Annotated in this window: 33 protein-coding genes and 2 pseudogenes; 3 read left to right on the top strand and 32 right to left on the bottom strand. The window is 70.2% G+C overall.

Annotated elements, in window-relative coordinates:
• Nucleotides 1–72 precede the first annotated feature (72 nt).
• Nucleotides 73–510 carry a DUF3592 domain-containing protein gene (locus tag IPK81_19915; GenBank protein QQS11790.1) on the top strand — a complete coding sequence of 146 codons (438 nt, stop codon included), beginning with the start codon at nucleotides 73–75 and terminating at the stop codon, nucleotides 508–510.
• A 16-nt stretch (nucleotides 511–526) separates the two neighbouring features.
• Here the strand turns inward: IPK81_19915 and IPK81_19910 are convergent, their stop codons facing one another.
• From IPK81_19910 to crcB, 5 genes are read right to left on the bottom strand one after another with little or no spacing between them, the layout of a single operon-like run.
• A complete protein-coding gene (locus IPK81_19910) occupies nucleotides 527–1,354 on the bottom strand; it encodes a glycoside hydrolase family 25 protein (protein QQS11789.1) in 828 nt (275 codons plus the stop codon).
• A 34-nt stretch (nucleotides 1,355–1,388) separates the two neighbouring features.
• Nucleotides 1,389–2,108, bottom strand: coding sequence for an ATPase (locus tag IPK81_19905; GenBank protein ID QQS11788.1), 720 nt, complete (start codon nucleotides 2,106–2,108; stop codon nucleotides 1,389–1,391).
• Between the two features lie 28 nt (nucleotides 2,109–2,136).
• Complete coding sequence (locus IPK81_19900; GenBank protein ID QQS11787.1) at nucleotides 2,137–4,242, bottom strand: AsmA family protein; 2,106 nt, start codon at nucleotides 4,240–4,242, stop codon at nucleotides 2,137–2,139.
• Between the two features lie 42 nt (nucleotides 4,243–4,284).
• Nucleotides 4,285–5,292: an RluA family pseudouridine synthase gene (locus IPK81_19895; GenBank protein QQS11786.1), complete on the bottom strand. Its 1,008-nt coding sequence runs from the start codon at nucleotides 5,290–5,292 to the stop codon at nucleotides 4,285–4,287.
• Nucleotides 5,289–5,666 carry a fluoride efflux transporter CrcB gene (crcB, locus tag IPK81_19890; GenBank protein QQS11785.1) on the bottom strand — a complete coding sequence of 126 codons (378 nt, stop codon included), beginning with the start codon at nucleotides 5,664–5,666 and terminating at the stop codon, nucleotides 5,289–5,291. The genes IPK81_19895 and crcB overlap by 4 nt, the downstream gene beginning before the upstream one ends.
• Nucleotides 5,667–5,791: 125 nt before the next feature.
• On the opposite strand from crcB, the gene IPK81_19885 reads away from it, so the two are divergent.
• Complete coding sequence (locus IPK81_19885) at nucleotides 5,792–6,736, top strand: dienelactone hydrolase family protein (protein ID QQS11784.1); 945 nt, start codon at nucleotides 5,792–5,794, stop codon at nucleotides 6,734–6,736.
• A gap of 78 nt (nucleotides 6,737–6,814) precedes the next feature.
• Nucleotides 6,815–8,449, top strand: a complete 1,635-nt coding sequence (locus IPK81_19880; GenBank protein ID QQS11783.1) for a L,D-transpeptidase family protein — start codon at nucleotides 6,815–6,817, stop codon at nucleotides 8,447–8,449.
• Between the two features lie 15 nt (nucleotides 8,450–8,464).
• Here IPK81_19880 and IPK81_19875 read toward each other — a convergent pair.
• The 27 genes and pseudogenes from IPK81_19875 to rplD form a co-directional block, all read right to left on the bottom strand.
• A pseudogene (locus tag IPK81_19875) lies at nucleotides 8,465–9,767 on the bottom strand (replication-associated recombination protein A).
• Nucleotides 9,768–9,788: 21 nt separating this feature from the next.
• Entirely contained in the window at nucleotides 9,789–11,123 is a 1,335-nt protein-coding gene (locus IPK81_19870; protein ID QQS11782.1) for a Do family serine endopeptidase, read from the bottom strand.
• A 214-nt stretch (nucleotides 11,124–11,337) separates the two neighbouring features.
• Complete coding sequence (gene rplQ / locus IPK81_19865) at nucleotides 11,338–11,763, bottom strand: 50S ribosomal protein L17 (protein ID QQS11781.1); 426 nt, start codon at nucleotides 11,761–11,763, stop codon at nucleotides 11,338–11,340.
• 91 nt (nucleotides 11,764–11,854) lie between these two features.
• A complete protein-coding gene (locus tag IPK81_19860) occupies nucleotides 11,855–12,871 on the bottom strand; it encodes a DNA-directed RNA polymerase subunit alpha (protein ID QQS11780.1) in 1,017 nt (338 codons plus the stop codon).
• A gap of 142 nt (nucleotides 12,872–13,013) precedes the next feature.
• A complete protein-coding gene (gene rpsK / locus IPK81_19855) occupies nucleotides 13,014–13,421 on the bottom strand; it encodes a 30S ribosomal protein S11 (GenBank protein QQS11779.1) in 408 nt (135 codons plus the stop codon).
• A gap of 18 nt (nucleotides 13,422–13,439) precedes the next feature.
• Nucleotides 13,440–13,814 (bottom strand): 30S ribosomal protein S13, encoded by a 375-nt coding sequence (gene rpsM, locus IPK81_19850; protein ID QQS11778.1) that lies wholly within the window; start codon nucleotides 13,812–13,814, stop codon nucleotides 13,440–13,442.
• 117 nt (nucleotides 13,815–13,931) lie between these two features.
• Nucleotides 13,932–14,582, bottom strand: coding sequence for an adenylate kinase (locus IPK81_19845; GenBank protein ID QQS11777.1), 651 nt, complete (start codon nucleotides 14,580–14,582; stop codon nucleotides 13,932–13,934).
• The gene (secY, locus tag IPK81_19840) at nucleotides 14,579–15,931 is read right to left on the bottom strand and encodes a preprotein translocase subunit SecY (GenBank protein ID QQS11776.1); all 1,353 of its coding nucleotides are present in this window, start codon (nucleotides 15,929–15,931) and stop codon (nucleotides 14,579–14,581) included. The genes IPK81_19845 and secY overlap by 4 nt, the downstream gene beginning before the upstream one ends.
• A gap of 70 nt (nucleotides 15,932–16,001) precedes the next feature.
• Nucleotides 16,002–16,478: a 50S ribosomal protein L15 gene (locus tag IPK81_19835; GenBank protein QQS11775.1), complete on the bottom strand. Its 477-nt coding sequence runs from the start codon at nucleotides 16,476–16,478 to the stop codon at nucleotides 16,002–16,004.
• Nucleotides 16,479–16,527: 49 nt separating this feature from the next.
• Nucleotides 16,528–16,719, bottom strand: a complete 192-nt coding sequence (gene rpmD / locus IPK81_19830; GenBank protein ID QQS11774.1) for a 50S ribosomal protein L30 — start codon at nucleotides 16,717–16,719, stop codon at nucleotides 16,528–16,530.
• An 11-nt stretch (nucleotides 16,720–16,730) separates the two neighbouring features.
• Nucleotides 16,731–17,369, bottom strand: a complete 639-nt coding sequence (gene rpsE / locus IPK81_19825) for a 30S ribosomal protein S5 (GenBank protein ID QQS11773.1) — start codon at nucleotides 17,367–17,369, stop codon at nucleotides 16,731–16,733.
• 16 nt (nucleotides 17,370–17,385) lie between these two features.
• Entirely contained in the window at nucleotides 17,386–17,742 is a 357-nt protein-coding gene (gene rplR, locus IPK81_19820) for a 50S ribosomal protein L18 (GenBank protein QQS11772.1), read from the bottom strand.
• Nucleotides 17,743–17,762: 20 nt separating this feature from the next.
• A complete protein-coding gene (rplF, locus tag IPK81_19815; protein ID QQS11771.1) occupies nucleotides 17,763–18,296 on the bottom strand; it encodes a 50S ribosomal protein L6 in 534 nt (177 codons plus the stop codon).
• A gap of 2 nt (nucleotides 18,297–18,298) precedes the next feature.
• The gene (gene rpsH, locus IPK81_19810; GenBank protein QQS11770.1) at nucleotides 18,299–18,697 is read right to left on the bottom strand and encodes a 30S ribosomal protein S8; all 399 of its coding nucleotides are present in this window, start codon (nucleotides 18,695–18,697) and stop codon (nucleotides 18,299–18,301) included.
• A gap of 16 nt (nucleotides 18,698–18,713) precedes the next feature.
• Nucleotides 18,714–19,019, bottom strand: coding sequence for a 30S ribosomal protein S14 (gene rpsN, locus IPK81_19805; protein QQS11769.1), 306 nt, complete (start codon nucleotides 19,017–19,019; stop codon nucleotides 18,714–18,716).
• Nucleotides 19,020–19,037: 18 nt separating this feature from the next.
• A complete protein-coding gene (rplE, locus tag IPK81_19800) occupies nucleotides 19,038–19,580 on the bottom strand; it encodes a 50S ribosomal protein L5 (GenBank protein ID QQS11768.1) in 543 nt (180 codons plus the stop codon).
• Nucleotides 19,581–19,591: 11 nt separating this feature from the next.
• Nucleotides 19,592–19,918, bottom strand: a complete 327-nt coding sequence (rplX, locus tag IPK81_19795; protein QQS15183.1) for a 50S ribosomal protein L24 — start codon at nucleotides 19,916–19,918, stop codon at nucleotides 19,592–19,594.
• 22 nt (nucleotides 19,919–19,940) lie between these two features.
• Nucleotides 19,941–20,309, bottom strand: coding sequence for a 50S ribosomal protein L14 (gene rplN / locus IPK81_19790; GenBank protein ID QQS11767.1), 369 nt, complete (start codon nucleotides 20,307–20,309; stop codon nucleotides 19,941–19,943).
• Between the two features lie 57 nt (nucleotides 20,310–20,366).
• On the bottom strand, nucleotides 20,367–20,609 hold the full coding sequence (gene rpsQ, locus IPK81_19785; protein QQS11766.1) for a 30S ribosomal protein S17: 243 nt from the start codon (nucleotides 20,607–20,609) through the stop codon (nucleotides 20,367–20,369).
• A gap of 10 nt (nucleotides 20,610–20,619) precedes the next feature.
• A complete protein-coding gene (gene rpmC / locus IPK81_19780) occupies nucleotides 20,620–20,814 on the bottom strand; it encodes a 50S ribosomal protein L29 (protein ID QQS11765.1) in 195 nt (64 codons plus the stop codon).
• Entirely contained in the window at nucleotides 20,814–21,236 is a 423-nt protein-coding gene (rplP, locus tag IPK81_19775; GenBank protein ID QQS11764.1) for a 50S ribosomal protein L16, read from the bottom strand. The genes rpmC and rplP overlap by 1 nt, the downstream gene beginning before the upstream one ends.
• 20 nt (nucleotides 21,237–21,256) lie before the next feature.
• Nucleotides 21,257–21,940, bottom strand: a complete 684-nt coding sequence (rpsC, locus tag IPK81_19770; GenBank protein ID QQS11763.1) for a 30S ribosomal protein S3 — start codon at nucleotides 21,938–21,940, stop codon at nucleotides 21,257–21,259.
• Nucleotides 21,940–22,329 (bottom strand): 50S ribosomal protein L22, encoded by a 390-nt coding sequence (gene rplV / locus IPK81_19765; protein QQS11762.1) that lies wholly within the window; start codon nucleotides 22,327–22,329, stop codon nucleotides 21,940–21,942. The genes rpsC and rplV overlap by 1 nt, the downstream gene beginning before the upstream one ends.
• Nucleotides 22,330–22,338: 9 nt before the next feature.
• Entirely contained in the window at nucleotides 22,339–22,620 is a 282-nt protein-coding gene (gene rpsS / locus IPK81_19760) for a 30S ribosomal protein S19 (GenBank protein QQS11761.1), read from the bottom strand.
• 25 nt (nucleotides 22,621–22,645) lie between these two features.
• Nucleotides 22,646–23,476 carry a 50S ribosomal protein L2 gene (gene rplB / locus IPK81_19755; protein QQS11760.1) on the bottom strand — a complete coding sequence of 277 codons (831 nt, stop codon included), beginning with the start codon at nucleotides 23,474–23,476 and terminating at the stop codon, nucleotides 22,646–22,648.
• Nucleotides 23,477–23,490: 14 nt separating this feature from the next.
• A complete protein-coding gene (locus tag IPK81_19750) occupies nucleotides 23,491–23,808 on the bottom strand; it encodes a 50S ribosomal protein L23 (GenBank protein ID QQS11759.1) in 318 nt (105 codons plus the stop codon).
• Nucleotides 23,805–24,424: pseudogene (gene rplD, locus IPK81_19745) on the bottom strand (50S ribosomal protein L4). Before rplD ends, IPK81_19750 begins: the two are co-directional and overlap by 4 nt.
• Between the last annotated feature and the right edge of the window lie 3 nt (nucleotides 24,425–24,427).

Here is a 24,427-nt window from a genome sequence, read left to right as displayed (position 1 = left end):
CGGGCATCGGTTGGACGCGTCGGATCACATCTGCCAATAGACGGCCGTCACCACCGCGGAGCGTCTCCCCGCATGTCCGAGCAAGCGCGGGCTCTAAGCATCCTGGCGCTGTCGCTGTTCAGCGGCGTGGGCGCGCTCTTGTTGTCGTTCGCGGCATGGATGGCGGCGGACAACGCCTCCGTCTTATTGACCCACGAGCGTGCGAACGCCGAGGTCGTCAGGAGCGAACGCATCGGATCGGGATCCGGCAAAGTGAACCACTACGCTGTCGTGGTCCGCTACGACGGTCCGCGAGGCCGCCGCACCGCGCGCGTCGATCGCTCGACCAGCCACTACGAGCCCGGCGAGACGCTGACCATCTACTACAAGCCCGAGACGGCCCACAGAGTCGTCGCCGGCGGCTTCATGGCGATGTGGTTCTTCCCGCTGATTCTGGCGGCACCCGGCCTGGCGGCGGTGTTCTTCGGATTGCGACCGAAGGACCTGAGACGCCTACCGCCGTCGACGTGAGGCGGATCGGCGGCCCTCAACGGGATCGGTAGACGCAATCCCACGCGATTCCATCGAGGAACCGGTCGAGTTGGCGCGCGCCGCCGTTGAAGGCGTTGCGGTCGACCGACACGCCGTCGATGCGGCCGCTGGGCATCCGCGGCGACGCCGACCGTTTGCCGTCGGTGTACTGCCAGAACGTCCAGGTGGACCATGGCAGCCCCTCGACGTTGGGCCAGGGGGACGCGCCGGTCGGCCGGCCGCGGTGGTCCACCGTGGCGCGGTAGTTGGCTATCCAGAGGTGCTGCCGGGCGAGCGTCGCCCAGACATGGGGCGAGGACATCATCTCGCCCTTGCGGTCGTGGAAGAAATTCTCGTTGCTGTAGATCAGCGCGGTGCGGCCGGTGCGCGCCATCAGGCGGGTCAGGAAGCCGGCGACCTCGTTCACGTCCATGTAGTTGTCGGGATCGCCGTTGGACGGCTCCCAGTCCAGCGCCAGAACGATCCGCCGCGACGCCGACGGGAGCTGGTCGCAGGTCGTCTTCACCAGTTTGAGGAAGTCGTCGGCCTGCCGCGCGCCGGTGCCGGTGCGCGTCGCCAGATGGTAGGCGCCGACCCGCAGGCCGACGGCGGCGGCCTGCTTGATCTGGTCGTCGAACCGGTAGTCGGAGTCGCTGAAATTGCCGACGTCGAGCCCCATGGTGGCGCGGTGGATGATCAGCGCGATGCCGTGCGTCGAGCGTAGCCGGGCGTCGATACCGATCTCGTTGTGGCTCGACAGGTCGAGGATCGACGCCGTCATCTCGCGCGCAGCGGCCGGGGTCGACAACAGCAGTCCCGCGAGGGCGAGCGCGCGCGCGATCATCGAACCGCCTCACCCGACATCGGTGGTCCGCCCCTCACGACGTCAGCCGCGCCGGGCCGAGCGCCGCCAGGAACGTCGCGCACGCCGTCGCGTCGCGCCGCAGGCGGTCGAGACGACCGCGCGCCTCGGAATCCTCGCCCCATTTCTCGATCGCGTAGAGCGCGTCGAGCTCCGCCGCCTCGTAGGCGGCCACACCGTCCATCCAGCCGTCCGACACCGCCAGCGCCAGCACCACCGAACCCAGCATCGCCGTGAGGTTGAAAAGCGCCGACAGCGCGAGATCGCCGTGCGCGGCGACGGCGCGGCGGCAGGCGGCGATCGACTCCGCCGACTGCGCGCGGTGCGTGATACCGCTCAGCACGTCGAGACGGACGCCGTGGCGCCGCGCCGCCCAGTCGACCGCCGGTTGCCACGCGCGCGCCTGGCGCAGCGCAAGATCGACCGGCGTCTCGGCGCGGTAGCACAGCAGATCCGAATCGGCGTACTTGCAGATGTCGTCGACCACCTGCTCCCGCCGGTCGGCGGCGCGGTCCAGTCCGGTCACGGCGAGGCGGGTCAGCGGCATGGTTGACGGCGCGACCTTGCCGTCGACGGGTTGCGCCGCCCACTCGGCGGCGATCGCCTCCGCCAGCGTCGCCGTCGGCAGCGCCAGCTCGCGGCCCAGCGGCGTGCGCACGGACTTGCCGTCGAGACGGACGACGAAGACGCCGCCGTCGTTCGCCGCGGCGGCGGCCGATTTGTAGAAACGCTTCATCGTCCGACCATACTCCGACCATCGCTCCCTATCGCCGCGGCCGCGCCGGCGCGCGCGGCGGCCGGTAGTCCGGGGACACCGCCGGCGACACCGGCAGACGCGCGCGGTGGTGCGGCCACAGCGCCTCGATGCGCGCCGCGACCGTGCCGCAGACGGTTCCGCCGGTCAGCGCCCGGTTGCGTCCGGTGGCGTCGAGCGCCGCCGTCAGGCTGGCGTACTTCGCCGGTATCGCGACGCCGCGCCCGGCGGCGGGATTCGATTCCGCCGACATGCGGGCCAGCGTCCCCTTCCACTGCAACGGCTGGGAAGCGGCCGCGAGACTGAAATCGCGTAGCTCCGGCCACAGCACCAGGTCTACGGCCTCGTTGCGCATCTGCACGTAGCCGCCGCCGGCGGCGGCGAAGCGCGGCGCGTCGACCACGAGACGGCGGATGTTGGCGGCGCCGCGCTCGCCCTCGGCGCGGCCGCCGAGCTCGATACGCCCGGCGACGCAGTTGAAGACCTGCCCGCGGCCGGACGCGTTCAACAGCCTTTTCCACTCCGGGCTGAGCAGATGCGCGCCGCCGGCGGCGACCTCGCCAGCGCCGGCCGTGAAATCGACCGTCCCGGTCGCCAGCCCGAGCGACTCCCGCAGGTTACGGCCCGGGCCGCGCAGCTTGACCTCGATGTCGACCAGCGCGCCCTTGAGCACGACGCCGATTCCGAGCAGCGCGGTGAGCTCCTCGACCGGCACGCGCGCCGTCGACGCCGTCAGCGTCAGCACGGGCCCCGGTCCACTGACGTCGACCTGCGCGTCGAGCGAGGCCTGGCCGCCGCCGATCGTCGCGGCCGGCCGGAAGGTCAGCTTGCCGTTGTTGAGACCGATCGACGCCGATAGCGACTGCACGCGCACGGCGGCGCCGACGAGCTCGGTCACGCGCACGGCGGCGACCACGTTCCAGCGGCGGATCGCCTCGACCGGATAGGCGTCGGCGGGGATGACTCGGCCGTCGGCGGGCGCCGCAGGTGCCGGCGCGGTCAACGTCATGGCCGGCGGCGGCGGCGGCGCGCCCGACGCGGGCGTGGAGCCACCGGCGGCGGGCGGCGGCGCGACCGGCGCCGGTCGCTTGCGGAAATCGGCGAGATCGATCCGTTCCGACGTCACGGTGGCGTTCAGCGTCGGGCGGCCGGATTTGTCGGCCCCGAACCTGAGGTCCGCGAGCATCTCGCTGGCGCCGATCTGGAGCTTCTCGATGTCGACGCGGGTGCGGCTGCCGGCGTTGGTGACCTTAAGCCGCAGATCGTACGGCGCCGTCTCGGGCAGCGGAATGCCGAGGACCGGTCCGAGCGCGGCGAGGCTGGCGCCGGCCGTCGTCACCACGACCTCGAGCCGGCGGGCGGTGGCCGGTCCCTTCACGGTGACGGGACCACCGGCCAGCGCGCCCTGGATGTCCAACTCGCCGGGGAAGCCCTTGAGCCACCCGTCGAAAGTTCCCGCCCTGGCGCTGGTCAGCACCAGCGTCTCGCCGCCGTTGACGCGGCCGGAAAACTCTCCCGAGAGCGGCGAGTTGGCCTGCGACGCGCGGCCGACGAAACGGTCGATCGCGATCACGACGGTCGGCCGGTCGTTGGTCTCGCGCAGGGTCAGCGTCGAGCCGTCGACCTCGATCTGTCCGATCCACGGCAGGCTCGGCGTGCTTTTGACCCGGTGCGAGGTGTGGGCGCGGGCGTGCGGGCCGGAATCCTCGACCGGCGCCTCCATGGCGACGTTGCTGCGTCCGTCGGCGTCGCGCTCGATCAGGATGTCTGCGCCGGAGAGCTGGATGCGGCCGACGCGGATCTCGCCAAGCAGCAGCGAGAACGGATCGAGATGCAGCACCACGCGCTTGACGCGCGCCATCTCCGGGCGCGAGCCGCCGGGCGCGTTCGCCAGCACCACGTTCTCGGCGACGGCCGAGGGCGAGAACGTGAAGTTGATCCGCAAGCCGCCCTTCATCGACAGTTCGCGGCCGGTCGCCCGGCGGAACTGCTCGGTGATCTGGTTCTGGTAGCGGGAGAGGTCGCGGGTGCTCGCCCAGACGTAAAGGCCGACCGGCGCCAAGGTCAGCGCCAGCGCCAGGCCCGCAGCGGTCCACAGCCAACGTCTCGCCGTCACGTGTCACCCAGATGGCCGGCCGCGGCCGGCGATGCGCGTGTCTTAGCCGGATCGGGCGCGCCCGTCGCGCGGCAATTCCAATCCCAGCGCGTCCAAGGTCGCGGCGAAATGCGGCGGTGGCGGGGCGGCCAGCCGCAACGTGCCGCCGGCGGGATGCGGCAGCTCGAGCCGGGCGGCGTGGAGATGGAGGCGCCGGGCGATCCCCTCGCCGTCGATGAAGGCCGCGTCGGCGCCGTACTTGGCGTCGCCAAGGATCGGATGACCCAACGCGGCGCAATGGACGCGCAGTTGATGCGTGCGGCCCGTCAGGGGATGGAGCCGGAGCAGCGCCGCCCTCCGGCCGGCGGTGTCGACGACCTCGTACTCGGTGACGGCCGGATCGCCGCTCTTCACGTCGACGGCCATCATCTCGCGGCCGACCGCGCCGCCCGACGATTTCGCCAGCGGCAGGTCGATGGTGCCGCGCGCCTCGCGCGGGACGCCGACGACCACCGCCCAGTAGGTCTTGCGCGCGTCGCGACCGCGGAAGGCGGCGGCGAGCCGGGCCGCCGCCGCGGCGGTCCTGCCGAGCACCAGCAGCCCGCTGGTGTCCTTGTCGAGGCGGTGGACCAACCGGGGCCGGTCGGTCTTCTCGAAGCGCAGGGCGTCGAGCATGCCGTCGACGTGCAGGGTCGTGCCGCTGCCGCCCTGCACCGCCAGGCCGGGCTCCTTGTCGATCGCCAGCACGTCGTCGTCGCGGTGCACGATCCGGCGGATGAGCGCGGCGATCGCCGCCGGTGGCGCGGCGCGGCGGCGGATCGGCGACTCTCCTTCGGTCGCCTCGTCGATCCGCAAAGGCGGCACCCGGATCGACTGGCCGTGGCCCAGCCGGTCGGCGGCTTTGGCCCGTTTGCCGTCGACCCGCACCTGCCCCGTCCGCAGCAACTTCTCCAGCCGCCCGTGCCCGATCTCGGGGTAGTGCCGGCGGAACCAGCGGTCGAGGCGCAGATCGGCCTCGTCGTCGGCGACGACGACGGTCCTGACCGCGGGAGCCGCGGGCGACGCCGTCATGCGAGCCACGCGCGCGCGAGGCGCCAGCCGGCCGCCGTGCCGATCAGGCTGAGCGCGACGGACGCCGCGACGTAGGCGGCAGCCGATGCCCATTGACCGCGCTGCGCCAAGCCGAACGCGTCGAGCGAGAAGGCCGAGAACGTCGTGAATCCGCCCAGCACGCCGGTGATCAACAACGGCCGCCAGTCGCCGTATTCGGGGCGGGCGAGGAACACGGCGGCCAGAACGCCGATCGCGACGCCGCCCAGGGTGTTGACGACCAGCGTCCCCCAGGGAAACGCCACGCCCAGCGCGCGCGCCATGGCGTCGACGACCAGATAGCGGCCGACCGATCCCAACGCGCCGCCGACGGCCACGGCCAAGACTGCGTTCATGCGGCGGAAACTAGAGGGAGGACGCCACCGGAACAAGGCGCCACCGTTTCCATCCGCGCGACCCCGCCTGTTCAACGACCGCGGCGAGCCGCTATAGATGGCCCGGACGCGAGGAGTTCCGTGTGGTGCCGCAGCCCATCTCCGCGAGCGAATTCCCGATCCCGCCGGATGAGGCGCCGACGGAGGCTCCGGAGGTCTTCGCGTTCGACACACTGACGCCGGAGGCGCCGATCCGCGTGGCGCCCGCCCGGCCCCGCGCCATGCTGTTCCATCCGCGGGCGCGCGGCGGGCCCGCGCCCGCCGTCGTGATCCTGAGCAGCAGCGCCGGGGTGCAGCGCCACCGCGAGCGCTACTACGCCGGCGAGTTGGCGCGCGCCGGGATCGCCGCCTGCGTCGTCGACAGCTTCGCGCCGCGCGGCGTGCGCTCGACGGTCTCCGACCAGTCCCGCGTCAGCGCCTTCGAGATGGAATGCGACGCGTTCGCGGCGCTGCGGGCGCTGCGCCGGCGGGCCGACATCGACCCCGCGCGGATCGGGATCATGGGCGTCTCCAAGGGCGGCGTCGCCACCGTCAACGCCGCGGTCGAGGCCCGCCGCCCTTGGCGTGGCGTCGAGGAGACCTTCGCCCTGCACGTCGCGGTGTGCCCGGGCTGCGTCGTGCAGCACCGCGATCCCGCCACGACCGGCGCGCCGATGTTCCTGATGCTGGCGGAGCACGACGACTACACGCCGGCGCGCCACGCCATCGCCTACGCACAACGCATGCGCGCCGCCGGCAACCGCGCGATCCGCGTCAAGGTCTACAAGGCGCACCACGGCTGGGAATCGATCGGTGGCGTCTACCACATCGCCGACGCCCAGAATTTCTCGCGCTGCGAGGCGCTCGTGGAGAATGACGGGCGGCACCACGTCGCGGCGGCGGGACGCGCGATGGCCGAGGCCGAGTACCGCGCCTGGGCGCGCGACCACGGTCCGATGTTTCGGGGCGCCCACGCCGGCGGCGGCACACCGGAGCTCAAGCGCCGCGCCACGGGCGATCTTCTCGCGTTCTTGCGCGAGCAAGGCTTCTGACCTTGCCCCGCGCCAAACTGCGGCTGGCGCAAATGACCAATTCCTCATATAATTTCATAAGATAACTGGAGGTCGTCGGTGCGCGTTCTCGGTGTGATCGGTGGTTGTGGACGGGCCGTCGCGGCGGCGTTGATCGTGGCGGGCCTGACCGGTCCGGCTTGGGCGCAGGAAGAGGTCGTCTCGGCGCTCAAGGAGCGGGTGCGCGCCAACGAGGCCGCCGACGGCGCTCTCGGCGCCCTCGCCAAGGTCTACGCCGACGGCGGCTACGCCCCGCGCTGGGTCAAGGACGGCAGACCAACGGCCCGCGCGCGCGCCCTGGTCGAGGCGTTGAAGGCCCTCGACGCCGATGGCCTGGAACCCGAGGACTACGAGGTCTCGTCGATCGCGGGGTTGTGGTCGGCGACGACCGCGGCCGACCTCGCGCGGCTCGAGCTGATGCTGTCGCGCGCCGCCCTGATGGCGGCCGCGGACATGTCGGCCGGACGCGTCGTCGCCAGCGCCCTCGACCCCAACATGTCGCCGGTCCAGCGCCGGGCCGACCACAAGGCGCTGGCCGAAGGCGCGCTCGCCGCCGCCGATCCGGGCGCGTTCCTAGCGTCGCTCGCCCCGGCCGGCAGGCAGTACCCGGCGCTGCGCAAGGCGCTGGCGGAGTGGCGCGAGCGCGCCGCGACGACGTCGTACAGCAAGGTGCCCACCGGCGGGCTGCTGAAGCCGGGCATGTGCGATCCGCGCGTGCCCGCGTTGCGCAAGCGCCTGTCGGAGACCGAGGCGAATGTTCCGCCGGCGCCGGCCGGGGCCGATCCGAACTGCTACGACGACGGCCTCGTCGCCATCGTGAAGGCCTTCCAGGCCGCCCACAACCTCAGCGTCGACGGCGTGGTCGGGCCCCGCGCGACGGCGATGCTCAACGTTCCGATCGAGGCGAAGGTCCAGCAGATCATCGCCAATCTGGAGCGCCGCCGCTGGGCCGACGAGTCGCCGGGGGCGCGGTACCTCCTGATCAACGCGGCCGACTACTCGGCGCGGTTCGTCGACGAGGGCCGGGTGGTGTTCCGCACCAAGGTCATCGTCGGCACCGCGAAGGATCCGACGCCCGAGATCACCAGCGAGATGCGGTCGTTCCAGACCAACCCGTACTGGACCGTGCCGACCTCGATCGCCGGCGAGGAGTACCTGCCGGCGTTGCGCCGCGATCCGCAGGCGCTCAGCAAGTCGGGCATGAGGATTTTCGCCGACTGGTCGAGCGACGCCGAGATCGACCCCGCGACCATCGACTGGAACAGCGTCAACCCGCGCGCGTTCCCCTACCGCATCCGGCAGGAGCCGGGCGCCGGCAACGCGCTGGGCTACATCTTCTTCCCGTTCTCCAACCGCTACGGGATCTACATCCACGACACGTCCAGCCGCTGGCTGTTCGCCGAGGGCAGCCGCAATTTCAGCCATGGATGCATCCGGCTCGAGAACCCCGTCGACTTCGTCGAGGCTGTGTTCAAGGGCGCCGGCGGCGTCACCAAGGCGCGCGTCCAGGCGATCGCCGGCGCCGGGCAGCAGGCGAACTTCACGTTCCCGGCGCCGGTCGCGCTGCACGTGACGTACCAGACCGTGTTCCTCGACGACGACGGCAAGGTGCAGTTCCGCGAGGACGTCTACGGCCGCGACCGCAAGGTCCACGCCGCTATGCGCAAAGCGCGGCCGCTGCCGCGGCTGAGCTGACCCGCCGGCAGGCGGCTATCCGTCGCCGCGGCGCTTCTCCCGCAGACGCGCCCAGTACTCGATCCGCTTCAGCAGCTCGCGCTCGAAGCCGCGTTCCACCGGCTTGTAAAACGCGCGCCGCGCCATGCCGTCGGGGAAGTAGTTCTGCCCCGAGAAGCCGTCCGGCGCGTCGTGGTCGTAGTCGTAGTCCTTGCCGTAGCCGAGCGACTTCATCAGGCTTCGTCGGCGCGTTGAGGATGTGCTTGGGCGGCATCAGCGAGCCGGTCTCGCCGGCGGCGCGGCGGGCGGCGCCGACGGCCACGTAGGCGGCGTTCGATTTCGGCGCCGTGGCGAGGTAGATCACGGCCTGCGCGATGGCCAGCTCCCCTTCGGGCGAGCCCAGCCGCTCGTAGGTGTCCCACGCCGCCAGCGTCTGCGGCAGCGCCTGCGGGTCCGCCAGGCCGACATCCTCCGAGGCGAAGCGGGTCAGCCGGCGCGCGAGATAGAGCGGATCCTCGCCGCCCTCGAGCATGCGCGAGAACCAGTAGAGGGCGGCGTCGACGTCCGAGCCGCGCAGCGACTTGTGGAGCGCCGAGATCAGGTTGTAGTGGCTCTCCTGCGCCTTGTCGTAGATGGGCGCCCGCTTCTGCAGCGTCGCGGCGAGCGCCTCGGCGGTCAGCGGCGCGTCCACCTTGAGATCGAACAGCTGCTCGGCCATCGCCAGCACGTAACGGCCGTCGCCATCGGCCATGGCGCACAGCGCCTCGCGCGCGCCGCCGTCCAGCGGCAGCGCGCGCCCCATCGCCTCCTCGGCGCGGTCGATCAGCGACAGCAGCGCCGGCGTGTCCAGGCGGCGCAGCACCATCACCTGGCAGCGCGACAGCAGCGCGGCGTTCAGCTCGAAGGACGGGTTCTCGGTGGTCGCGCCGACAAGCGTCACCGTGCCGTCCTCGACGTAGGGCAGGAAGCCGTCCTGCTGGGCCCGGTTGAAGCGGTGGATCTCGTCGACGAACAGCAGCGTGGCCCGTCCGGCCAGCCGCCGCGCGCGCGCCGCCTCGAACGCCTTGCGCAGGTCGGCGACGCCGGAGAACACCGCCGACAGCGGCTCGAAATGCAGATCGACACGGTCGGCCAGCATACGCGCGATGGTGGTCTTGCCGCAGCCCGGTGGTCCCCACAGGACCATCGAGCCGATGCGCCCCACGGCCAGCATGCGCCCCAGCGGCGCGTCCGGCGCCAGCAGGTGGTCCTGTCCGACGATGTCCTCGATGCGCCGCGGACGCAGGCGCTCGGGCAGCGGCGCGGGCGTCAGGGCGGCGAACAGGCCGTCGTTGGACACCGCGCTTCCCCGTCCGCCGCGTCAGCCGCGGAAGTTGAACGTGCGCGTCTGGCCGTCCCGGCGCACGGTGACGCTCCAGCGCTCGGCCGGCGTGCCCACGGCGGACCGCAGCGCCGAGACCGACGCGACCGGCCGCCCGTTGACATCCACCACGTAGTCGCCGCGCTGCAGGAACTGCGCCGCGAAGGCGCCGGCGCCGACCTCGAGCACGACCACGCCGCCGGTCGCCTGGTCGAGGCCCAGCTCGTCGGCCACCGCCGGCGACATGTTCACCACCACCACGCCGCTCAGGGGATGGCGTCCCGCGAGCTGGGTGCGGTCGCGCGGCGGCGATTCCGGCGGCGCCATGACGCGGATCGGGAAGGTCGCCTCCCGGCCGCGCGTGATCACGCGCGCGTCGACGGTCGAATCGAGCGGCAGGGTCGCCAGCCTGAACCGCAGCGCCGCCTCGTCGTCGACCGGTTGCCCGTTGAGCGACACCAGAACGTCGCCGACCTTGACGCCGGCCTTGGCGGCCGGTCCGTCGGGCGCGACGACGCGGATCATCAGCCCCTGCGGCCGCGCCATGCCCAGCGACGACGCGAGATCGGCGGTCACCCGCTGCACGCCGACGCCGATCCACGGGCGCACCAGCCTCCCGCCCTTCTCCGCAACCTCGACGATCCGCGCGACGATATTCGACGGCGTCGCGAAGCCGATCCCGATGCTGCCGCCGGTCTGGGAGTAGATCGCCGTGTTGATGCCGATCAGCCGGCCGTCCATCGACAGCAGCGCGCCGCCGGAGTTGCCGGGATTGATGGCGGCGTCGGTCTGGAGGAAGAACCCGCTCTCGGTGACGCTGCCGCCGCTGCGCGCGACCGCCGAGACGATGCCGCCGGTCACGGTCTGCTGCAGACCGAACGGATTGCCGATCGCGAGCACCAGGTCGCCGACCTCGATCGTGTCGGAATCCCGCAGCTCGAGGAACGGCAGCTTCTCGCCGGCGGCCTCGACCTGCAGGACCGCGAGGTCGTAGCGGTCGTCGGCCGTGACCACGCGGGCGGCGAACTCGCGCTTGTCCGACAGCACGACCTGGATCTCGTCGGCGCCGCGCACGACGTGCGCGTTGGTCACGATCAGGCCGTTGGCGCGCACCAGCACGCCCGAGCCGAGCGCGTTCTGCACCCGCTCGCGCGGCAGGCGCCGCATGTACTCGTCGCCGAAATAGCGCCGGAACTGGGGGTCGTCGAGGAACGACTGGCGTTCGCGCACCTTGGTGCGCGCGTAGACGTTGACCACCGCCGGCGACGCGCGTTTGACCAGCGGCGCGTAGGAGAATTGGATCTGCTCGCGCGACTGCGGCGGCGCCTGCGCCACCAGCGTCCCGTCGTCGCGCGCCGCCGCCGGCGCCGCCGGCCGACAACGCCGCGGCGGCGACGGCCGCAATCCAGAACATCGCTCGCATGGCCACGCCCCCGCTACGGCACGTCACCGCAATATAGGACGGATTCGGCCGGCCGCCACGCGGCGGGCCGGAAACGAACGAGGCGGCCGCAAGGCCGCCTCCCGTCTCGGATGATCGTCTCCACGCCTAGGCGGTGGCTTCCTCGGCGGTCTTCTCGCCCGACGGCCCGCTGTCCTTGCCCTTGGCCTCCGGATCGCGGTCGACCAGCTCGATCACGGCCATCGGCGCGGCGTCGCCGTAGCGGAAACCGGCCTTCAGCACGCGCGTGTAGCCGCCCTTGCGGTCCTTGTAGCGCTCGGCCAGGGTCGTGAAGAGCTTCTCGACGATCACCTCGTCGTTGTTGAGCCGCGCCATCGCCTGGCGCCGCGCGTGCATGCCGCCGCGCTTGCCCAGCGTGACCAGCCGCTCGAGCTGCGGGCGGAGGTCCTTCGCCTTCGGCAGCGTGGTGCGGATCTGCTCGTGCTTGAGGAGGGCGATCTCGAGGTTCTTGAACAGCGCCTTGCGGTGGTCGGTCGGCCGGTTCAGCTTCCGGCCGCTCATTCCATGTCTCATGTCGGTCTCCGTTCGATTTGTGTTTATCTACGCGAACCGGCAAGCCGGCGCGCGCGTTGGGGCCCTTGGGGCCCGGTCGTGGCGTCGCGGCCTAGTACGGCTCCTCGAGGCGCTTGGCGAGCTCCTCGATGTTCTCCGGCGGCCAGTTGGCGATCTCCATGCCGAGGTGGAGGCCCATCTGCAGCAGGACCTCCTTGATCTCGTTGAGCGACTTGCGGCCGAAGTTCGGCGTGCGCAGCATCTCGGCCTCGGTCTTCTGGACCAGGTCGCCGATGTAGATGATGTTGTCGTTCTTCAGGCAGTTCGCCGAGCGCACCGACAGCTCGAGCTCGTCGACCTTGCGCAGCAGGTTGCGGTTGAACGGAAGCTCCTCGGCCTCCGCCGCCGGCTTGGCGATCTGCGGCTCCTCGAAGTTCACGAACAGGCGCAGCTGGTCCTGCAGGATGCGCGCGGCGAGCGCCACGGCGTCCTCCGGGCTCACCGTGCCGTTGGTCTCGACCGTCATCGACAGCTTGTCGTAGTCCGTGACCTGGCCGACGCGGCTGTTGTCGATCTTGTAGGAGACCTTCTTGACCGGGCTGAACAGCGCGTCGACCGGGATCAGGCCGATCGGCGCGTCGGCCGGCCGGTTGGCGATCGCCGCGACGTAGCCCTTGCCGGTCGACACCGTCAGCTCCATGTGGAGCGAAGCGCCGTCGTCCAGCGTGCAGATCACGTGCTTCGGATCCATGATCTGGATGTCGCCCGTCGTCTCGATCATGCCGGCCGTCACCTCGCCGGGGCCGGTGGCGCGCAGCACCAGGCGGTGGGCGCGGTCCGACTGCATCCTGACCGCCATGCCCTTGATGTTGAGGACGATGTCGACCACGTCCTCGCGCACGCCGGGAATCGACGAGAACTCGTGCAGCACGCCGTCGACCTTGATCGACGTCACGGCGGCGCCCTGCAGCGACGACAGCAGCACGCGGCGCAGCGCGTTGCCCAGCGTCAGGCCGAATCCGCGCTCGAGGGGCTCGGCGACGACCGTCGCCTGGCGCATAGGATCGACGCCGGGCTCGATCTGCAGCTTGCCGGGCTTGATCAGCTCTTCCCAATTCTTCTGGAGCACGGGGGTACCTCTCGCGATCGGGTTGGAAGCCTGCGGGCCGTGGCGGGCCGCGGCCCTCTCTATGGCGAACACCGCGACGCCGGAGGGCGTCGCGGTTGTACAACTCGGAACGGCGTCGCCGGGAGGGGCGCCGCCGGGGACGTCAGACGCGGCGGCGCTTCGGCGGACGGCAGCCGTTGTGCGGGATCGGCGTCACGTCGCGGATCGCGGTCACGCCGAGGCCCACGGCCTGCAGCGCGCGTAGCGCCGACTCGCGGCCCGAGCCGGGTCCGCGGACCTCGATCTCGACCGTGCGCATGCCGTGCTCCATGGCCTTGCGGCCGGCGTCCTCGGCCGCCATCTGGGCCGCGAACGGGGTCGATTTGCGCGACCCCTTGAAGCCCTGGCCGCCCGACGACGACCACGCGATGGTGTTGCCCTGGACGTCGGTGATGGTGACGATCGTGTTGTTGAACGACGCGTTCACGTGGACGATGCCCGACGTGATGTTCTTGCGCTCGCGGCGGCGCGGACGTGCGGCCGCGCCGGCGGCGGCGGGAGCTTTACCCATGGTTCGGAATTCCTTTGCCTAAGCGGCTTTCTTCTTGCCCGCGATGGGCTTGGCCGGGCCCTTGCGGGTACGGGCGTTCGTGTGGGTGCGCTGGCCGCGCACCGGCAGGCCGCGGCGATGGCGCAGACCGCGGTAGCAGCCGAGATCCATCAGCCGCTTGATGTTCATAGACACCTCGCGCCGCAGATCGCCCTCGACCACGTAGTCGCGGTCGATCGTCTCGCGGATGCGCAGCACCTCGTCATCGCTCAGCGTGTTGACGCGCCGCTCGAGGGCGATGCCGACCTTCCGGCAGATTTCCTCGGCCTTGGTCCCGCCGATTCCATGGATGTACTGAAGCGCGATCACGACGCGCTTGGCGGTGGGGATGTTGACGCCGGCGATACGAGCCAATTTCCTCGCTCCTTCAATAGCTTAGGGCGCAGTCGACGCCCTCGAAAAACGCCCGCGGCGCTCCGGAAAGCGCGGGATTATAGGGATCGCGCCCCCGGAGTCAATTCCGCGATTTTGTCAAGCCCTTCCCAAGACGACCTTGATCTGGCGGTAGACGTCGTCCATCGCGGCCATTCCGTCGATCTTCTTCAGGATCCCCTTGCCGGCGTAGTACGGCAGCAGAGGCGCCGTCTGCGCCCGGTAGGCCGCCATGCGGGCGGCGACCGTCTCGGCGTTGTCGTCCTTGCGGCGGACGAACTCGGTCCCGCCGCACTGGTCGCACACGCCGTCCTTGGCGGGACGCTTGAACTTGTCGTGGTAGCCCGCGCCGCACTTGGCGCAGCTGAAGCGGCCGACGATGCGCTCGACCAGCGCCTTCTCGTCGACCTCCATCTCGACCACGTGGTCGAGTTTCCAGCCGCGCGCCGCCAGCATGCCGTCCAGCGCCCCGGCCTGGGCGACCGTGCGGGGAAATCCGTCGAGGATGAAGCCGCCGGCGCAGTCCGGCCGGCCGATCCGGTCGTCGATCACGCCGACCACGAGGTCGTCGGGCACCAGTTCGCCGCGCTCCATGATGCCCTTGGCGGTGCGGCCCAGCTCGCTGCCGGAGGCGACGGCGGCGCGCAGCATGTCGCCGGTCGACAGCTGGACCAGGCCGAGCTCGTCCTGGAGGCGCTGCGCCTGGGTGCCTTTTCCGGCGCCCGGCGGCCCGAGAAGGATGAGCTTCATCGGCCCTTGCCTCCGCCCTTCAGCCGCGCCTGTCCGATCAGATCGCCGTACTGGTGGGCGAGCAGGTGCGACTGGACCTGTGTGACGGTGTCGAGCGTGACCGACACCACGATCAGCAGGCTGGTGCCGCCGAAGTAGAACGGCACGCCGCCGCGCGCGATCAACAGCTCGGGCAGGATGCAGACCGCGGAGAGGTAGACGGCGCCGATCGTCGTCAGGCGCGTCAGGACGTACTCAAGGTAGTCGGCGGTGTTCTTGCCCGGACGGATGCCCGGCAGGAAGCCGCCGTACTTCTTGAGGTTGTCGGCCGTCTCCGTCGCGTTGAACACGACCGTCGTGTAGAAGAAGCAGAAGAACGCGATCAGCCCGATGTAGAGGGCGAGATACGCCGGCGTGCCGTGGGCGAGGTACACCGCGATCCACTGCATCGCGTTCGCCCACCAGCCCTCGCCGCTGGGGTTGGATCCCTGGAAGCTGGCGATGGTGGCCGGGAACAGCAGCAGAGACGAGGCGAAGATCGGCGGGATCACGCCCGAGGTGTTGATCTTGAGCGGCAGGTAGTTGATCGAGACCTGCGACCCGTAGCCCGTGAACCGTTTCGGGTACTGGACCAGGATCCGCCGCTGCGACATCTCCATGAACACGGTGAAGGCGACGACGACGACGACGCCCACCAGCAGCCCGATGATGAACAGCGCCGACAGGGTCCCGGTGCGGCCCAGCTCGAGGGTCTGGACCAGCGCGCCGGGCATGGCGGCCACGATGCCGGCGAAGATGATCAGCGAGATGCCGTTGCCGACGCCGCGGGCGGTGATCTGCTCGCCCAGCCACATCAGGAACATCGTGCCGCCGACCAGCGTCACGACGCTGACGAACCGGAAGTTCAGCCCGGTCTCGATCACGACGTTGGGCTGCGCCTCGAGCCCCACGGCGATGCCGTAGGCCTGCAGCGCCGCCAGGAACACCGTGCCGTAGCGGGTGTACTGGTTGATCTTCTTGCGGCCGGCCTCGCCCTCCTTCTTCAGCGCCTCGAGCGACGGCACCACCGTCGTGAGGATCTGCATGATGATGGAGGCCGAGATGTACGGCATGATCGTGAGCGCGAGGATCGACATGCGCTCGATCGAGCCGCCCGAGAACACGTTCAGCATCCCGGCGATGCCGCCGGCCTGCTGCTTGAACACCTCGGCGAGCGCCTGCGGGTCGATTCCGGGCAGCGGGATGTAGCTGCCGATGCGGTAGACGATGAGCGCGCCCAAGGTGAACCACAGGCGCTTCTTCAGCTCCGTCGCCTTGCCCAGATTCCCCCAGTTGAGGTTCTTGGCGAGTTGTTCGGCGGCTGAGGCCATTCGGTTCAATCCTCGACCTTCCCGGCGGCGGCCGGGACGGTGTCTAAGCGCGAAACTCCGGGAGCGGACCTCAGGCGGCTTCGGCCTTCGGCGCCGGCAGCTCGACCTTGCCGCCGGCCTTCTCGACGGCGGCGACCGCCGACTTCGACGCGCCGACGACCGACACGACGACCTTGGCCTTGATTTCGCCCTTGCCGAGCAGACGCACGCCGTCGCGCGGATGGCCGACCAGGCCGGCGGCGCGCAGCGCCTCGACGTCGATCGGCTTGGCGGCGTCGAGGCGGCCGGCGTCGATCGCCTTCTGCAGCGCGCCGAGGTTGACCTCGGCGAACTCCAGACGGAACGGCTTCTTGAAGCCGCGCTTCGGCAGGCGCCGGTGAAGCGGCATCTGGCCGCCCTCGAAACCCTTCACGCTCACGCCGGTGCGGGACTTCTGGCCTTTGACGCCGCGTCCGCCGGTCTTGCCTTTGCCGGAGCCGATGCCCCGGCCGACCCGCATGCGGGCTTTCCGGGCGCCGGGATTGTCGGCGATCACGTTGAGCTTCATCGTCTTTGTTCCCTACGCGGCGGCGCGACCCCGGGGGGCCGCGCGCGGCTCACTTCTTGTCCTCGACCCGCACGAGGTGGCGGACCTTGGCGATCATGCCGCGCACCGAAGGGGTGTCCTCCAGCTCGCGCGTGCGGTGGCGTTTGTTCAGGCCCAGGCCGATCAGGGTCTGCTCCTGGTCGAACCGGCGCCCGATCGGGCTGCCCGTCTGCGTCACCTTGACGGTCGGCTTCGCGGCCATGGTCGTGCTCCCTACGCCGCGTCGGCGGCCTGGTCGTCGCGGCGCCCGAGGATGTCGGACACCTTCTTGCCGCGGCGCGTCGCGACCGTGCGCGGCGACTGCACGTACGCCAGGGCCTCGAACGTGGCCTTGATCATGTTGTGCGGGTTCGACGTGCCGACCGACTTGGCGACGACGTCCTTGAGGCCGACCGTCTCGAACACGGCGCGCATGGCGCCGCCGCCGATGATGCCGGTGCCGGCCGGCGCCGCCCGCAGAACGACGCGTCCGGCGCCGAAATGGCCGATGACGTCGTGGTGCAGCGTGCGGCCCTCGCGCAGCGCCACGCGGATCATGCCGCGCTTGGCCGACTCGGTCGCCTTGCGGATCGCCTCGGGCACCTCGCGCGCCTTGCCGGTGCCGTAGCCGACGCGGCCGCGCTGGTCGCCGACGACCACGATCGCGGCGAAGCCGAAACGCTTGCCGCCCTTGACCGTCTTGGACACGCGGTTGATGTCGACCAGCCGGTCGATCAGCTCGGACTCCTCGCGGTCGCCCGCGCCGTCGCGGCGCGGACCGCGTCCGCCGCCGTCGCGGTCCCGGCGTCCGCGGCCACCGCCGCCCTCGCCGTCGCGCGGACCGCGGTTGGTGCCACCCGGTGCACGTGCCATGGTTATCGTCTCCCGATCAGAACGCCAGCCCGCCTTCGCGGGCGGCGTCGGCCAGCGCCTTGACGCGGCCATGGAACAGGTATCCGCCGCGGTCGAACACGACCTCCTTGACGCCCGCCTCGATGGCGCGCGCGGCGATCAGCTTGCCGACCTCGACGGCGGCGGCCTTGTCGGCGCCGGTCTTGAGCTTGCCCTTGAGCTCCTTGTCGGCCGACGACGCGGCCGCCACGGTGTGGCCCTTCGAGTCGTCGATCAGCTGGGCGTAGATGTGCTTGCCCGAGCGGAACACGCTCAGGCGAACGCGCCCGCCCGCCCGGGTGCGGATGGAGTGCCGCACGCGGCGGCGGCGGCGCTGGAAAAGGTTCTCGGACATGTTCGATCGCTCCGCGCCGGTTACTTCTTCTTGCCTTCCTTGCGCAAGATCTTCTCGCCGGCGTACTTGATTCCCTTGCCCTTGTACGGCTCGGGCGGCTTCATCGCCCGGATCTCGGCCGCGGTCTGACCGACCTTCTGGCGGTCGGCGCCCGCGATCTCGATCTCGGTCGGCTTCGGCGTCTTGATCGTCAGCCCCGCCGGGATCGGATAGATCACGTCGTGGCTGAAACCGAGCTGCAGCTTCAGCGTCTTGGCGTCGGCCGCCGCGCGGTAGCCCACGCCCTCGATCTCGAGGTTGACGGTGAAGCCCTCGCCGGCGCCCTTGATCAGGTTGCTGAGCAGGGCGCGGCTGGTGCCCCACAGCACCCGCGAGCGGTTGCTCTCGTGGCGCATCTTGACGGCCACGGCGTCGCCCTCGCGGGTGACGGCGATCTCGTCGTGGACGCGCATCGAGAGCTCGCCCTTCTTGCCCTTGGCCTTGACGTCCTGGCCTTTGATCTCGACCGTGACGCCGGCCGGGATGGGGACTGGATTTTTGCCGACGCGCGACATGGTCAGAACACCTTGCAGATGACCTCGCCGCCTACGTTGGCGGCGCGGGCCTCGTTGTCGGACATCACGCCGCGCGGCGTGGAGAGGATCGAGATCCCGAGCCCGTTGTAGTACTTCGGCAGGTCGGCGATCTTCGAGTAGATGCGGCGCCCGGGCTTGGACACGCGGGTGACCTCGCGGATCACCGGACGGCCGCTGTCGTACTTCAGCTCGATGCGCAGCTCGCGCACGCCGGGCCGCAGCTCCTCCTCGAAGTAGCCGCGGATGAAGCCCTCGCGCTGCAGCACGTCCAGCACGTTGGCGCGCAGCCGCGACGACGGCGCCGTGACGCTGTCGAGGCGCGCCGACTGTCCGTTGCGGATGCGGGTCAGCATATCGCCGACGGGATCGCTCATCGACATGACCGGTCCCTCCGTCTCACCAGCTCGCCTTGACGACGCCGGGAAGCTGGCCCTTCGAGGCCAGCTCGCGCAGCGTCAGTCGCGACAGCTTGAAGCGCCGGTAGACGGCGCGGGGGCGGCCGGTGACCTCGCACCGGTTGCGCACGCGGACCTTGGCGCCGTTGCGCGGCAGCTCGTTGAGCTTCACCTGCGCCTCGAAACGCTCCTCGATCACCTTCGAGCGGTCCATCACGACGTCCTTGAGCGCGCGCCGCTTCGCCGCGTGCGCGCCCGACATCTTGATGCGGCTCTTGTTCTTCTCGACCATGCTTGTCTTGGCCATAGGATCGTCTCCCGCCCTTCAGTTCGCGAAGGGGAAATCGAAGCCGCGCAGCAGCGCCTTGGCCTCGGCGTCGGTGCGCGCGGTGGTGCAGATGATGATGTCCATGCCCCTGACCTTGTCGACCTTGTCGTACTCGATCTCGGGGAACACGAGCTGCTCCTTGAGGCCCAGCGCGTAGTTGCCGCGGCCGTCGAACGAGCGCCCGTTGAGGCCGCGGAAGTCGCGCACGCGCGGCAGCGCGATGTTCACCAGCCGGTCGACGAACTCGTACATGCGGTCGCGGCGCAGCGTCACCTTGCAGCCCAGCGCCATGTTCTCGCGGACCTTGAAGGTGGCGATCGACTTGCGCGCCTTGGTGATCACCGGACGCTGGCCGGAGATCAGCGCCAGCTCGGCGGCGGCGTTGTCGACGGCCTTGCGGTCGGCCACGGCGGCGCCGACGCCCATGTTGATGACGATCTTGTCGAGGCGCGGGATCTCCATCGGATTCCCGTAGCCGAACTCCGTCTGGAGCGCCGGCTTGACCGTCGACTTGTAGTGTTCCTGGAGGCGGGTCGCCATGGTCCTTCCCCTCAGCGATCGATGAGCTCGCCGGAGGCGCGCGCGAAGCGCACCTTGCGGCCGTCCTCGAGGTTCCTGTAGCCGACGCGCGTCGGCTTCGGCTTGTCGGCGGGTCCCGCCGGGTCGATGTGCGCGACGTTCGACGCGTGGATCGGCGCCTCGAACGGGATGATGCCGCCGCCCTCGCCGGCCCGGTCGGGCTTGCGGTGGCGCTTCATCACGTTGATCCCGGAGACCACGACGCGGTTCTCGGACGGCAGGACGCGGACGACCTCGCCCGACTTGCCCTTGTCCCGGCCGGTGATGACGACGACGCGGTCGCCCTTCTTGATCTTCATTTTCGGCATGTCTGGGCGCTCCTCACAGCACCTCGGGCGCGAGCGAGATGATCTTCATGAACTTGCGCGCGCGGAGCTCGCGCGTCACAGGTCCGAAGATGCGGGTGCCGATCGGCTCGCCCTGCTTGTTGATCAGCACGGCGGCGTTGTGGTCGAAGCGGATCGCGCTGCCGTCGACGCGGCGCATCTCTTTCGCGGTGCGCACGATCACGGCGCGGTGCACCTCGCCCTTCTTGACCTTGCCGCGCGGAATGGCGTCCTTGATCGACACGACGATGACGTCGCCGATCGTGGCGGTCTTGCGCTTAGAACCGCCCAGGACCTTGATGCACTGCACCCTCTTGGCGCCCGAATTGTCGGCGACATCGAGGTTCGTCTGCATCTGGATCATGGCTTAACTCCCCGGCGGCATCCGCCGCCGCTCCTCAACTGCTGCGCGCCGGCGTCCTCAGGACGCCTGGCCCTCGGCCAGGACCACCCAGCGCTTGGTCTTCGACAGCGGGCGGCTCTCGACGATCCGCACGGTCTGTCCGGTCTTGATGGCGTTCGTCTCGTCGTGCGCGTGGTAGCGCTTCGAGCGGCGGATGAACTTCTTGTAGATCGGGTGCTGGACGCGGCGCTCGACCTCGACGACGATGGTCTTGTCCATCTTGTCGCTGACCACCACGCCCTGCAGGATTCGCTTCGGCATCTCGGGCTCCTCAGCCGGCGTTCTTCTTCTGGGCAAGGATCGTCTGCACGCGGGCGATGTCGCGGCGCACCTCGCGGACGCGCGACACCTTGTCCAGCTGGCCGTTGGCCTTCTGGAAACGCATGTTGAACGATTCCTTGCGCAGGTTGACGAGTTCCGTCTTCAGCTCGTCGGGCGTCTTGGCGCGCAGATCGGAGGCTTTCATCACACGCTCCCTTCGACGACGCGCGACACCATCCGGGTGCGGATCGGCAGCTTGGCGGCGGCCAGCGCGAAGGCCTCCTTGGCGACCGTCGCCGACACGCCGTCGATCTCGACCATGATCCGGCCGGGTTTGACGCGCGCCACCCAGAACTCCGGCGCGCCCTTGCCGCTGCCCATGCGGACCTCGGCCGGCTTCGAAGACACCGGCACGTCCGGGAAGATGCGGATCCAGACGCGGCCGGCGCGCTTCATATGGCGCGTGATGGCGCGCCGCGCCGCCTCGAGCTGGCGCGCGGTGATCCGCTCCGGTTCCATGGCCTTCAGCCCGAACGAGCCGAAAGCCAGGGTCGTGCCCCCCTTGGCGGCGCCGCTGATGCGGCCCTTGAACGCCTTGCGGAACTTGGTTCGCTTCGGTTGCAGCATGATCGCGACCTATATCCCCGTCACGCCCGGCCCTGCTGGGCCTCGGCCGCGAGCTTGTCCTGCGCCATGGGGTCGTGCGCGAGGATCTCGCCCTTGAACACCCACACCTTGACGCCGCACGTGCCGAACGTGGTGAAACCCGTCGCCGTGCCGTAGTCGACGTCGGCGCGCAGGGTGTGCAGCGGCACGCGGCCCTCGCGGTACCACTCCATGCGCGCGATCTCGGCGCCGCCGAGGCGGCCGGAGCAGTTGATGCGGATGCCGAGCGCGCCCAGGCGCATCGCCGACTGCACCGCGCGCTTCATGGCGCGGCGGAACGCGACGCGACGCTCGAGCTGCTGCGCGATGCTCTCGGCGACCAGCGTGGCGTCGATCTCGGGCTTGCGGATCTCGACGATGTTGAGGCTGACCTCGCCCGACGTCGACATGCGCGCCAGGTCGAGGCGCAGCTTCTCGATGTCGGCGCCCTTCTTGCCGATCACCACGCCCGGACGGGCGGTGTGGATCGTGACGCGGGCCTTCTTGGCGGGACGCTCGATGATGATCTTGCTGACGCCGGCCTGGGCCAGACGCTTGCGCAGGAACTTGCGCAGGCGCAGGTCCTCGTGCAGCAGCTTCGGGTACTCGTTGCCGGCGTACCAGCGCGAATCCCAGGTCCTGTTGACGCCGAGGCGCAGGCCGATCGGATTGACTTTCTGGCCCATTACTTCGTCTCCTCGGCCTGCTCGCGCTCCCGCACCACGATGGTGAGGTTGCTGAACGGCTTCAGGATGCTGGCGCCGCGGCCGCGGGCGCGGGCGTGGAACCGCTTGAGCACCAGCGCCTTGCCGACGCTGGCCTCGGCGACGACCAGGCGGTCGACGTCGAGCTGGTGGTTGTTCTCGGCGTTGGCGATCGCCGATTCGAGGGCCTTCTTCACGTCGGCGGCGATGCGCTTGCGCGAGAAGGCGAGCTCGTTGACGGCGGCGCTCGCCGCCTTGCCGCGGATCTGCGCCGCGACGAGGCCGAGCTTGCGCGGGCTGACGCGGATCATCCGCGCCACCGCGTTCGCCTCGTTGTCCGCCAGACGGCGGGGATTCCTGGGCTTGCTCATGGCGTGACCCTACTTCGACGCTTTCTTGTCGCCCGCGCCGCTGTGGCCGTGGAAATTGCGGGTCGGCGAGAACTCGCCGAACTTGTGTCCCACCATCTCCTCGGTCACCTGGACCGGGATGAACTTCTGTCCGTTGTAGACGCCGAACGTCAGTCCGACGAACTGCGGCAGGATCGTCGACCGGCGCGACCAGGTGCGGACCACCTCGTTGCGGGTCGAGCTCCGCGCGGCGTCGGCCTTCTTCAGCAGAAAGCCGTCCACCATCGGACCTTTCCAGACGGAACGTGCCACGATCGTCCTCCTCTCGCCGCGTCGCTCAGCGCGACGCGTGGCGGCGGCGGACGATCAGCTTGTCCGTCGCCTTGTTCTTGCGCGTCTTCTTGCCCTTGGTCGGCTTGCCCCACGGCGTGACCGGATGGCGGCCGCCCGAGGTGCGGCCCTCGCCGCCGCCGTGCGGATGGTCGATCGGGTTCATCGCCACGCCGCGCACGACCGGACGACGGCCCAGCCAGCGCATGCGCCCGGCCTTGCCGAAATTGATGTTCTGCTGGTCGGGGTTGCTGACCGCGCCGACCGTCGCCATGCACTCGCCGCGCACCAGGCGGAGCTCGCCGGACGACAGCTTGAGCTGGGCGTAGCCCGAGTCCTTGCCGACCAGCTGGCAGTAGGTGCCGGCCGAGCGGGCGATCTGGCCGCCCTTGCCGATCTTCATCTCGACGTTGTGCACGATCGTGCCGACCGGCATGTTGGCCAGCGGCATGGCGTTGCCCGGCTTGATGTCGACGCGGTCGCCCGAGACGACCTTGTCGCCGGCCTTCAGGCGCTGCGGCGCCAGGATGTAGGCCAGCTCGCCGTCGGCGTACTTCACCAGCGCGATGAACGCGGTGCGGTTGGGATCGTACTCCAGCCGCTCGACGGTCGCGGGCACGTCGAACTTGCGGCGCCGGAAATCGACGATGCGGTAGCGCTGCTTGGAGCCGCCGCCGCGGTGAGGCGCGGTGATGCGCCCGTGGTTGTTGCGTCCGCCGGTGTTGCGCTTGCCCTCGGTGAGGGCCTTGACCGGCTTGCCCTTGTGCAGCCCCGAGCGGTCCACCAGCACGAGCTGGCGGAGCGACGGGGTGACGGGCTTGAAGGTTTTGAGAGCCATGGTCCCTATCCGTCTCAGACGCCGGCCGTGACGTCGATCTTGGCGCCGTCCACGAGGGACACGATCGCCTTCTTCCAGTCGCCGCGACGGCCGCGGATGCCGCGGAACACCTTGTTCTTGCCGCCCACGACGATCGTGTTGACCGCGCGGACCTTGACGTTGAACAGGCCCTCGACGGCGGCCTTGATCTCCGGCTTGCTGGCGTCGAGCGGGACCTCGAACGTCACCTGGCCGTGCTCGCCGCCGTGCGTCGTCTTCTCGGTGATGACCGGCCGGCGCACCAGCTCGTACATGCGGGCGCGCGACAGGACGGGCTTGCGGACCTTCGTCATTGCAGGCGCTCCTCGAGGTGCTTGACCGCGTCGCGGGTCAGCACGAGCGTGTCGCGGCGGAGGATGTCGTAGACGTTGGCGCCCTGCTGGGGAAGCACGTCGAGTGCGCGATGTTGCGCGCCGCGAGCGCGAAGCTTTCCTCGATCGCCTCGCCGCCGATGATCAGCGCGTTGGCGATGCCGAGCTTCTTCAGCGACGCCACCAGCTTGGCGGTCTTGGCCTCGCCCACCGTGGCGCTCTCGAGCACCATCAGCTTGCCCTCGGCCGCCTTCGACGACAGCGCGGTGCGCAGCGCCAGCTTGCGCACCTTCTTGGGCAGGTCGATCTCGTGGCTGCGCACGACCGGGCCGAACGCCTTGCCGCCGCCGCGGAACTGCGGCGCGGCGCGGTTGCCGTGGCGGGCGCGGCCGGTGCCCTTCTGGGCCCACATCTTCTTCGAGGTCGCCTTGACCTCGGAGCGGCCCTTGGTCTTGTGCGTGCCGGCGCGGCGCTTGGCGAGCTGCCACACGACGCAGCGCTGCAGGAGGTCGGCGCGTACCGGCAGGCCGAAGATGGCGTCGGCCAGGTCGATGTCGCCCGACTCGGCGCCGTCGATGGTGGTGACTTTGAGCTTCATGTC

Source organism: Rhodospirillales bacterium (assembly GCA_016699855.1).
Classification (GTDB): domain Bacteria; phylum Pseudomonadota; class Alphaproteobacteria; order Reyranellales; family Reyranellaceae.
This window is presented reverse-complemented; position numbering and strand designations above follow the sequence as displayed.

What these genes read in the sequence shown, in the direction of transcription:
- IPK81_19915 (QQS11790.1), top strand. Translation starts at nt 73, where the DNA reads ATGTCCGAGCAAGCGCGGGCTCTAAGCATCCTGGCGCTGTCGCTGTTC.
- IPK81_19910 (QQS11789.1), bottom strand. Translation starts at nt 1,354, where the DNA reads ATGATCGCGCGCGCGCTCGCCCTCGCGGGACTGCTGTTGTCGACCCCG.
- IPK81_19905 (QQS11788.1), bottom strand. Translation starts at nt 2,108, where the DNA reads ATGAAGCGTTTCTACAAATCGGCCGCCGCCGCGGCGAACGACGGCGGC.
- IPK81_19895 (QQS11786.1), bottom strand. Translation starts at nt 5,292, where the DNA reads ATGACGGCGTCGCCCGCGGCTCCCGCGGTCAGGACCGTCGTCGTCGCC.
- crcB (QQS11785.1), bottom strand. Translation starts at nt 5,666, where the DNA reads ATGAACGCAGTCTTGGCCGTGGCCGTCGGCGGCGCGTTGGGATCGGTC.
- rplQ (QQS11781.1), bottom strand. Translation starts at nt 11,763, where the DNA reads ATGAGACATGGAATGAGCGGCCGGAAGCTGAACCGGCCGACCGACCAC.
- rpsK (QQS11779.1), bottom strand. Translation starts at nt 13,421, where the DNA reads ATGGGTAAAGCTCCCGCCGCCGCCGGCGCGGCCGCACGTCCGCGCCGC.
- IPK81_19845 (QQS11777.1), bottom strand. Translation starts at nt 14,582, where the DNA reads ATGAAGCTCATCCTTCTCGGGCCGCCGGGCGCCGGAAAAGGCACCCAG.
- secY (QQS11776.1), bottom strand. Translation starts at nt 15,931, where the DNA reads ATGGCCTCAGCCGCCGAACAACTCGCCAAGAACCTCAACTGGGGGAAT.
- IPK81_19835 (QQS11775.1), bottom strand. Translation starts at nt 16,478, where the DNA reads ATGAAGCTCAACGTGATCGCCGACAATCCCGGCGCCCGGAAAGCCCGC.
- rpmD (QQS11774.1), bottom strand. Translation starts at nt 16,719, where the DNA reads ATGGCCGCGAAGCCGACCGTCAAGGTGACGCAGACGGGCAGCCCGATC.
- rpsE (QQS11773.1), bottom strand. Translation starts at nt 17,369, where the DNA reads ATGGCACGTGCACCGGGTGGCACCAACCGCGGTCCGCGCGACGGCGAG.
- rplR (QQS11772.1), bottom strand. Translation starts at nt 17,742, where the DNA reads ATGTCCGAGAACCTTTTCCAGCGCCGCCGCCGCCGCGTGCGGCACTCC.
- rplF (QQS11771.1), bottom strand. Translation starts at nt 18,296, where the DNA reads ATGTCGCGCGTCGGCAAAAATCCAGTCCCCATCCCGGCCGGCGTCACG.
- rpsH (QQS11770.1), bottom strand. Translation starts at nt 18,697, where the DNA reads ATGTCGATGAGCGATCCCGTCGGCGATATGCTGACCCGCATCCGCAAC.
- rpsN (QQS11769.1), bottom strand. Translation starts at nt 19,019, where the DNA reads ATGGCCAAGACAAGCATGGTCGAGAAGAACAAGAGCCGCATCAAGATG.
- rplE (QQS11768.1), bottom strand. Translation starts at nt 19,580, where the DNA reads ATGGCGACCCGCCTCCAGGAACACTACAAGTCGACGGTCAAGCCGGCG.
- rplX (QQS15183.1), bottom strand. Translation starts at nt 19,918, where the DNA reads ATGAAGATCAAGAAGGGCGACCGCGTCGTCGTCATCACCGGCCGGGAC.
- rplN (QQS11767.1), bottom strand. Translation starts at nt 20,309, where the DNA reads ATGATCCAGATGCAGACGAACCTCGATGTCGCCGACAATTCGGGCGCC.
- rpsQ (QQS11766.1), bottom strand. Translation starts at nt 20,609, where the DNA reads ATGCCGAAGCGAATCCTGCAGGGCGTGGTGGTCAGCGACAAGATGGAC.
- rpmC (QQS11765.1), bottom strand. Translation starts at nt 20,814, where the DNA reads ATGAAAGCCTCCGATCTGCGCGCCAAGACGCCCGACGAGCTGAAGACG.
- rplP (QQS11764.1), bottom strand. Translation starts at nt 21,236, where the DNA reads ATGCTGCAACCGAAGCGAACCAAGTTCCGCAAGGCGTTCAAGGGCCGC.
- rpsC (QQS11763.1), bottom strand. Translation starts at nt 21,940, where the DNA reads ATGGGCCAGAAAGTCAATCCGATCGGCCTGCGCCTCGGCGTCAACAGG.
- rplV (QQS11762.1), bottom strand. Translation starts at nt 22,329, where the DNA reads ATGAGCAAGCCCAGGAATCCCCGCCGTCTGGCGGACAACGAGGCGAAC.
- rplB (QQS11760.1), bottom strand. Translation starts at nt 23,476, where the DNA reads ATGGCTCTCAAAACCTTCAAGCCCGTCACCCCGTCGCTCCGCCAGCTC.
- IPK81_19750 (QQS11759.1), bottom strand. Translation starts at nt 23,808, where the DNA reads ATGACGAAGGTCCGCAAGCCCGTCCTGTCGCGCGCCCGCATGTACGAG.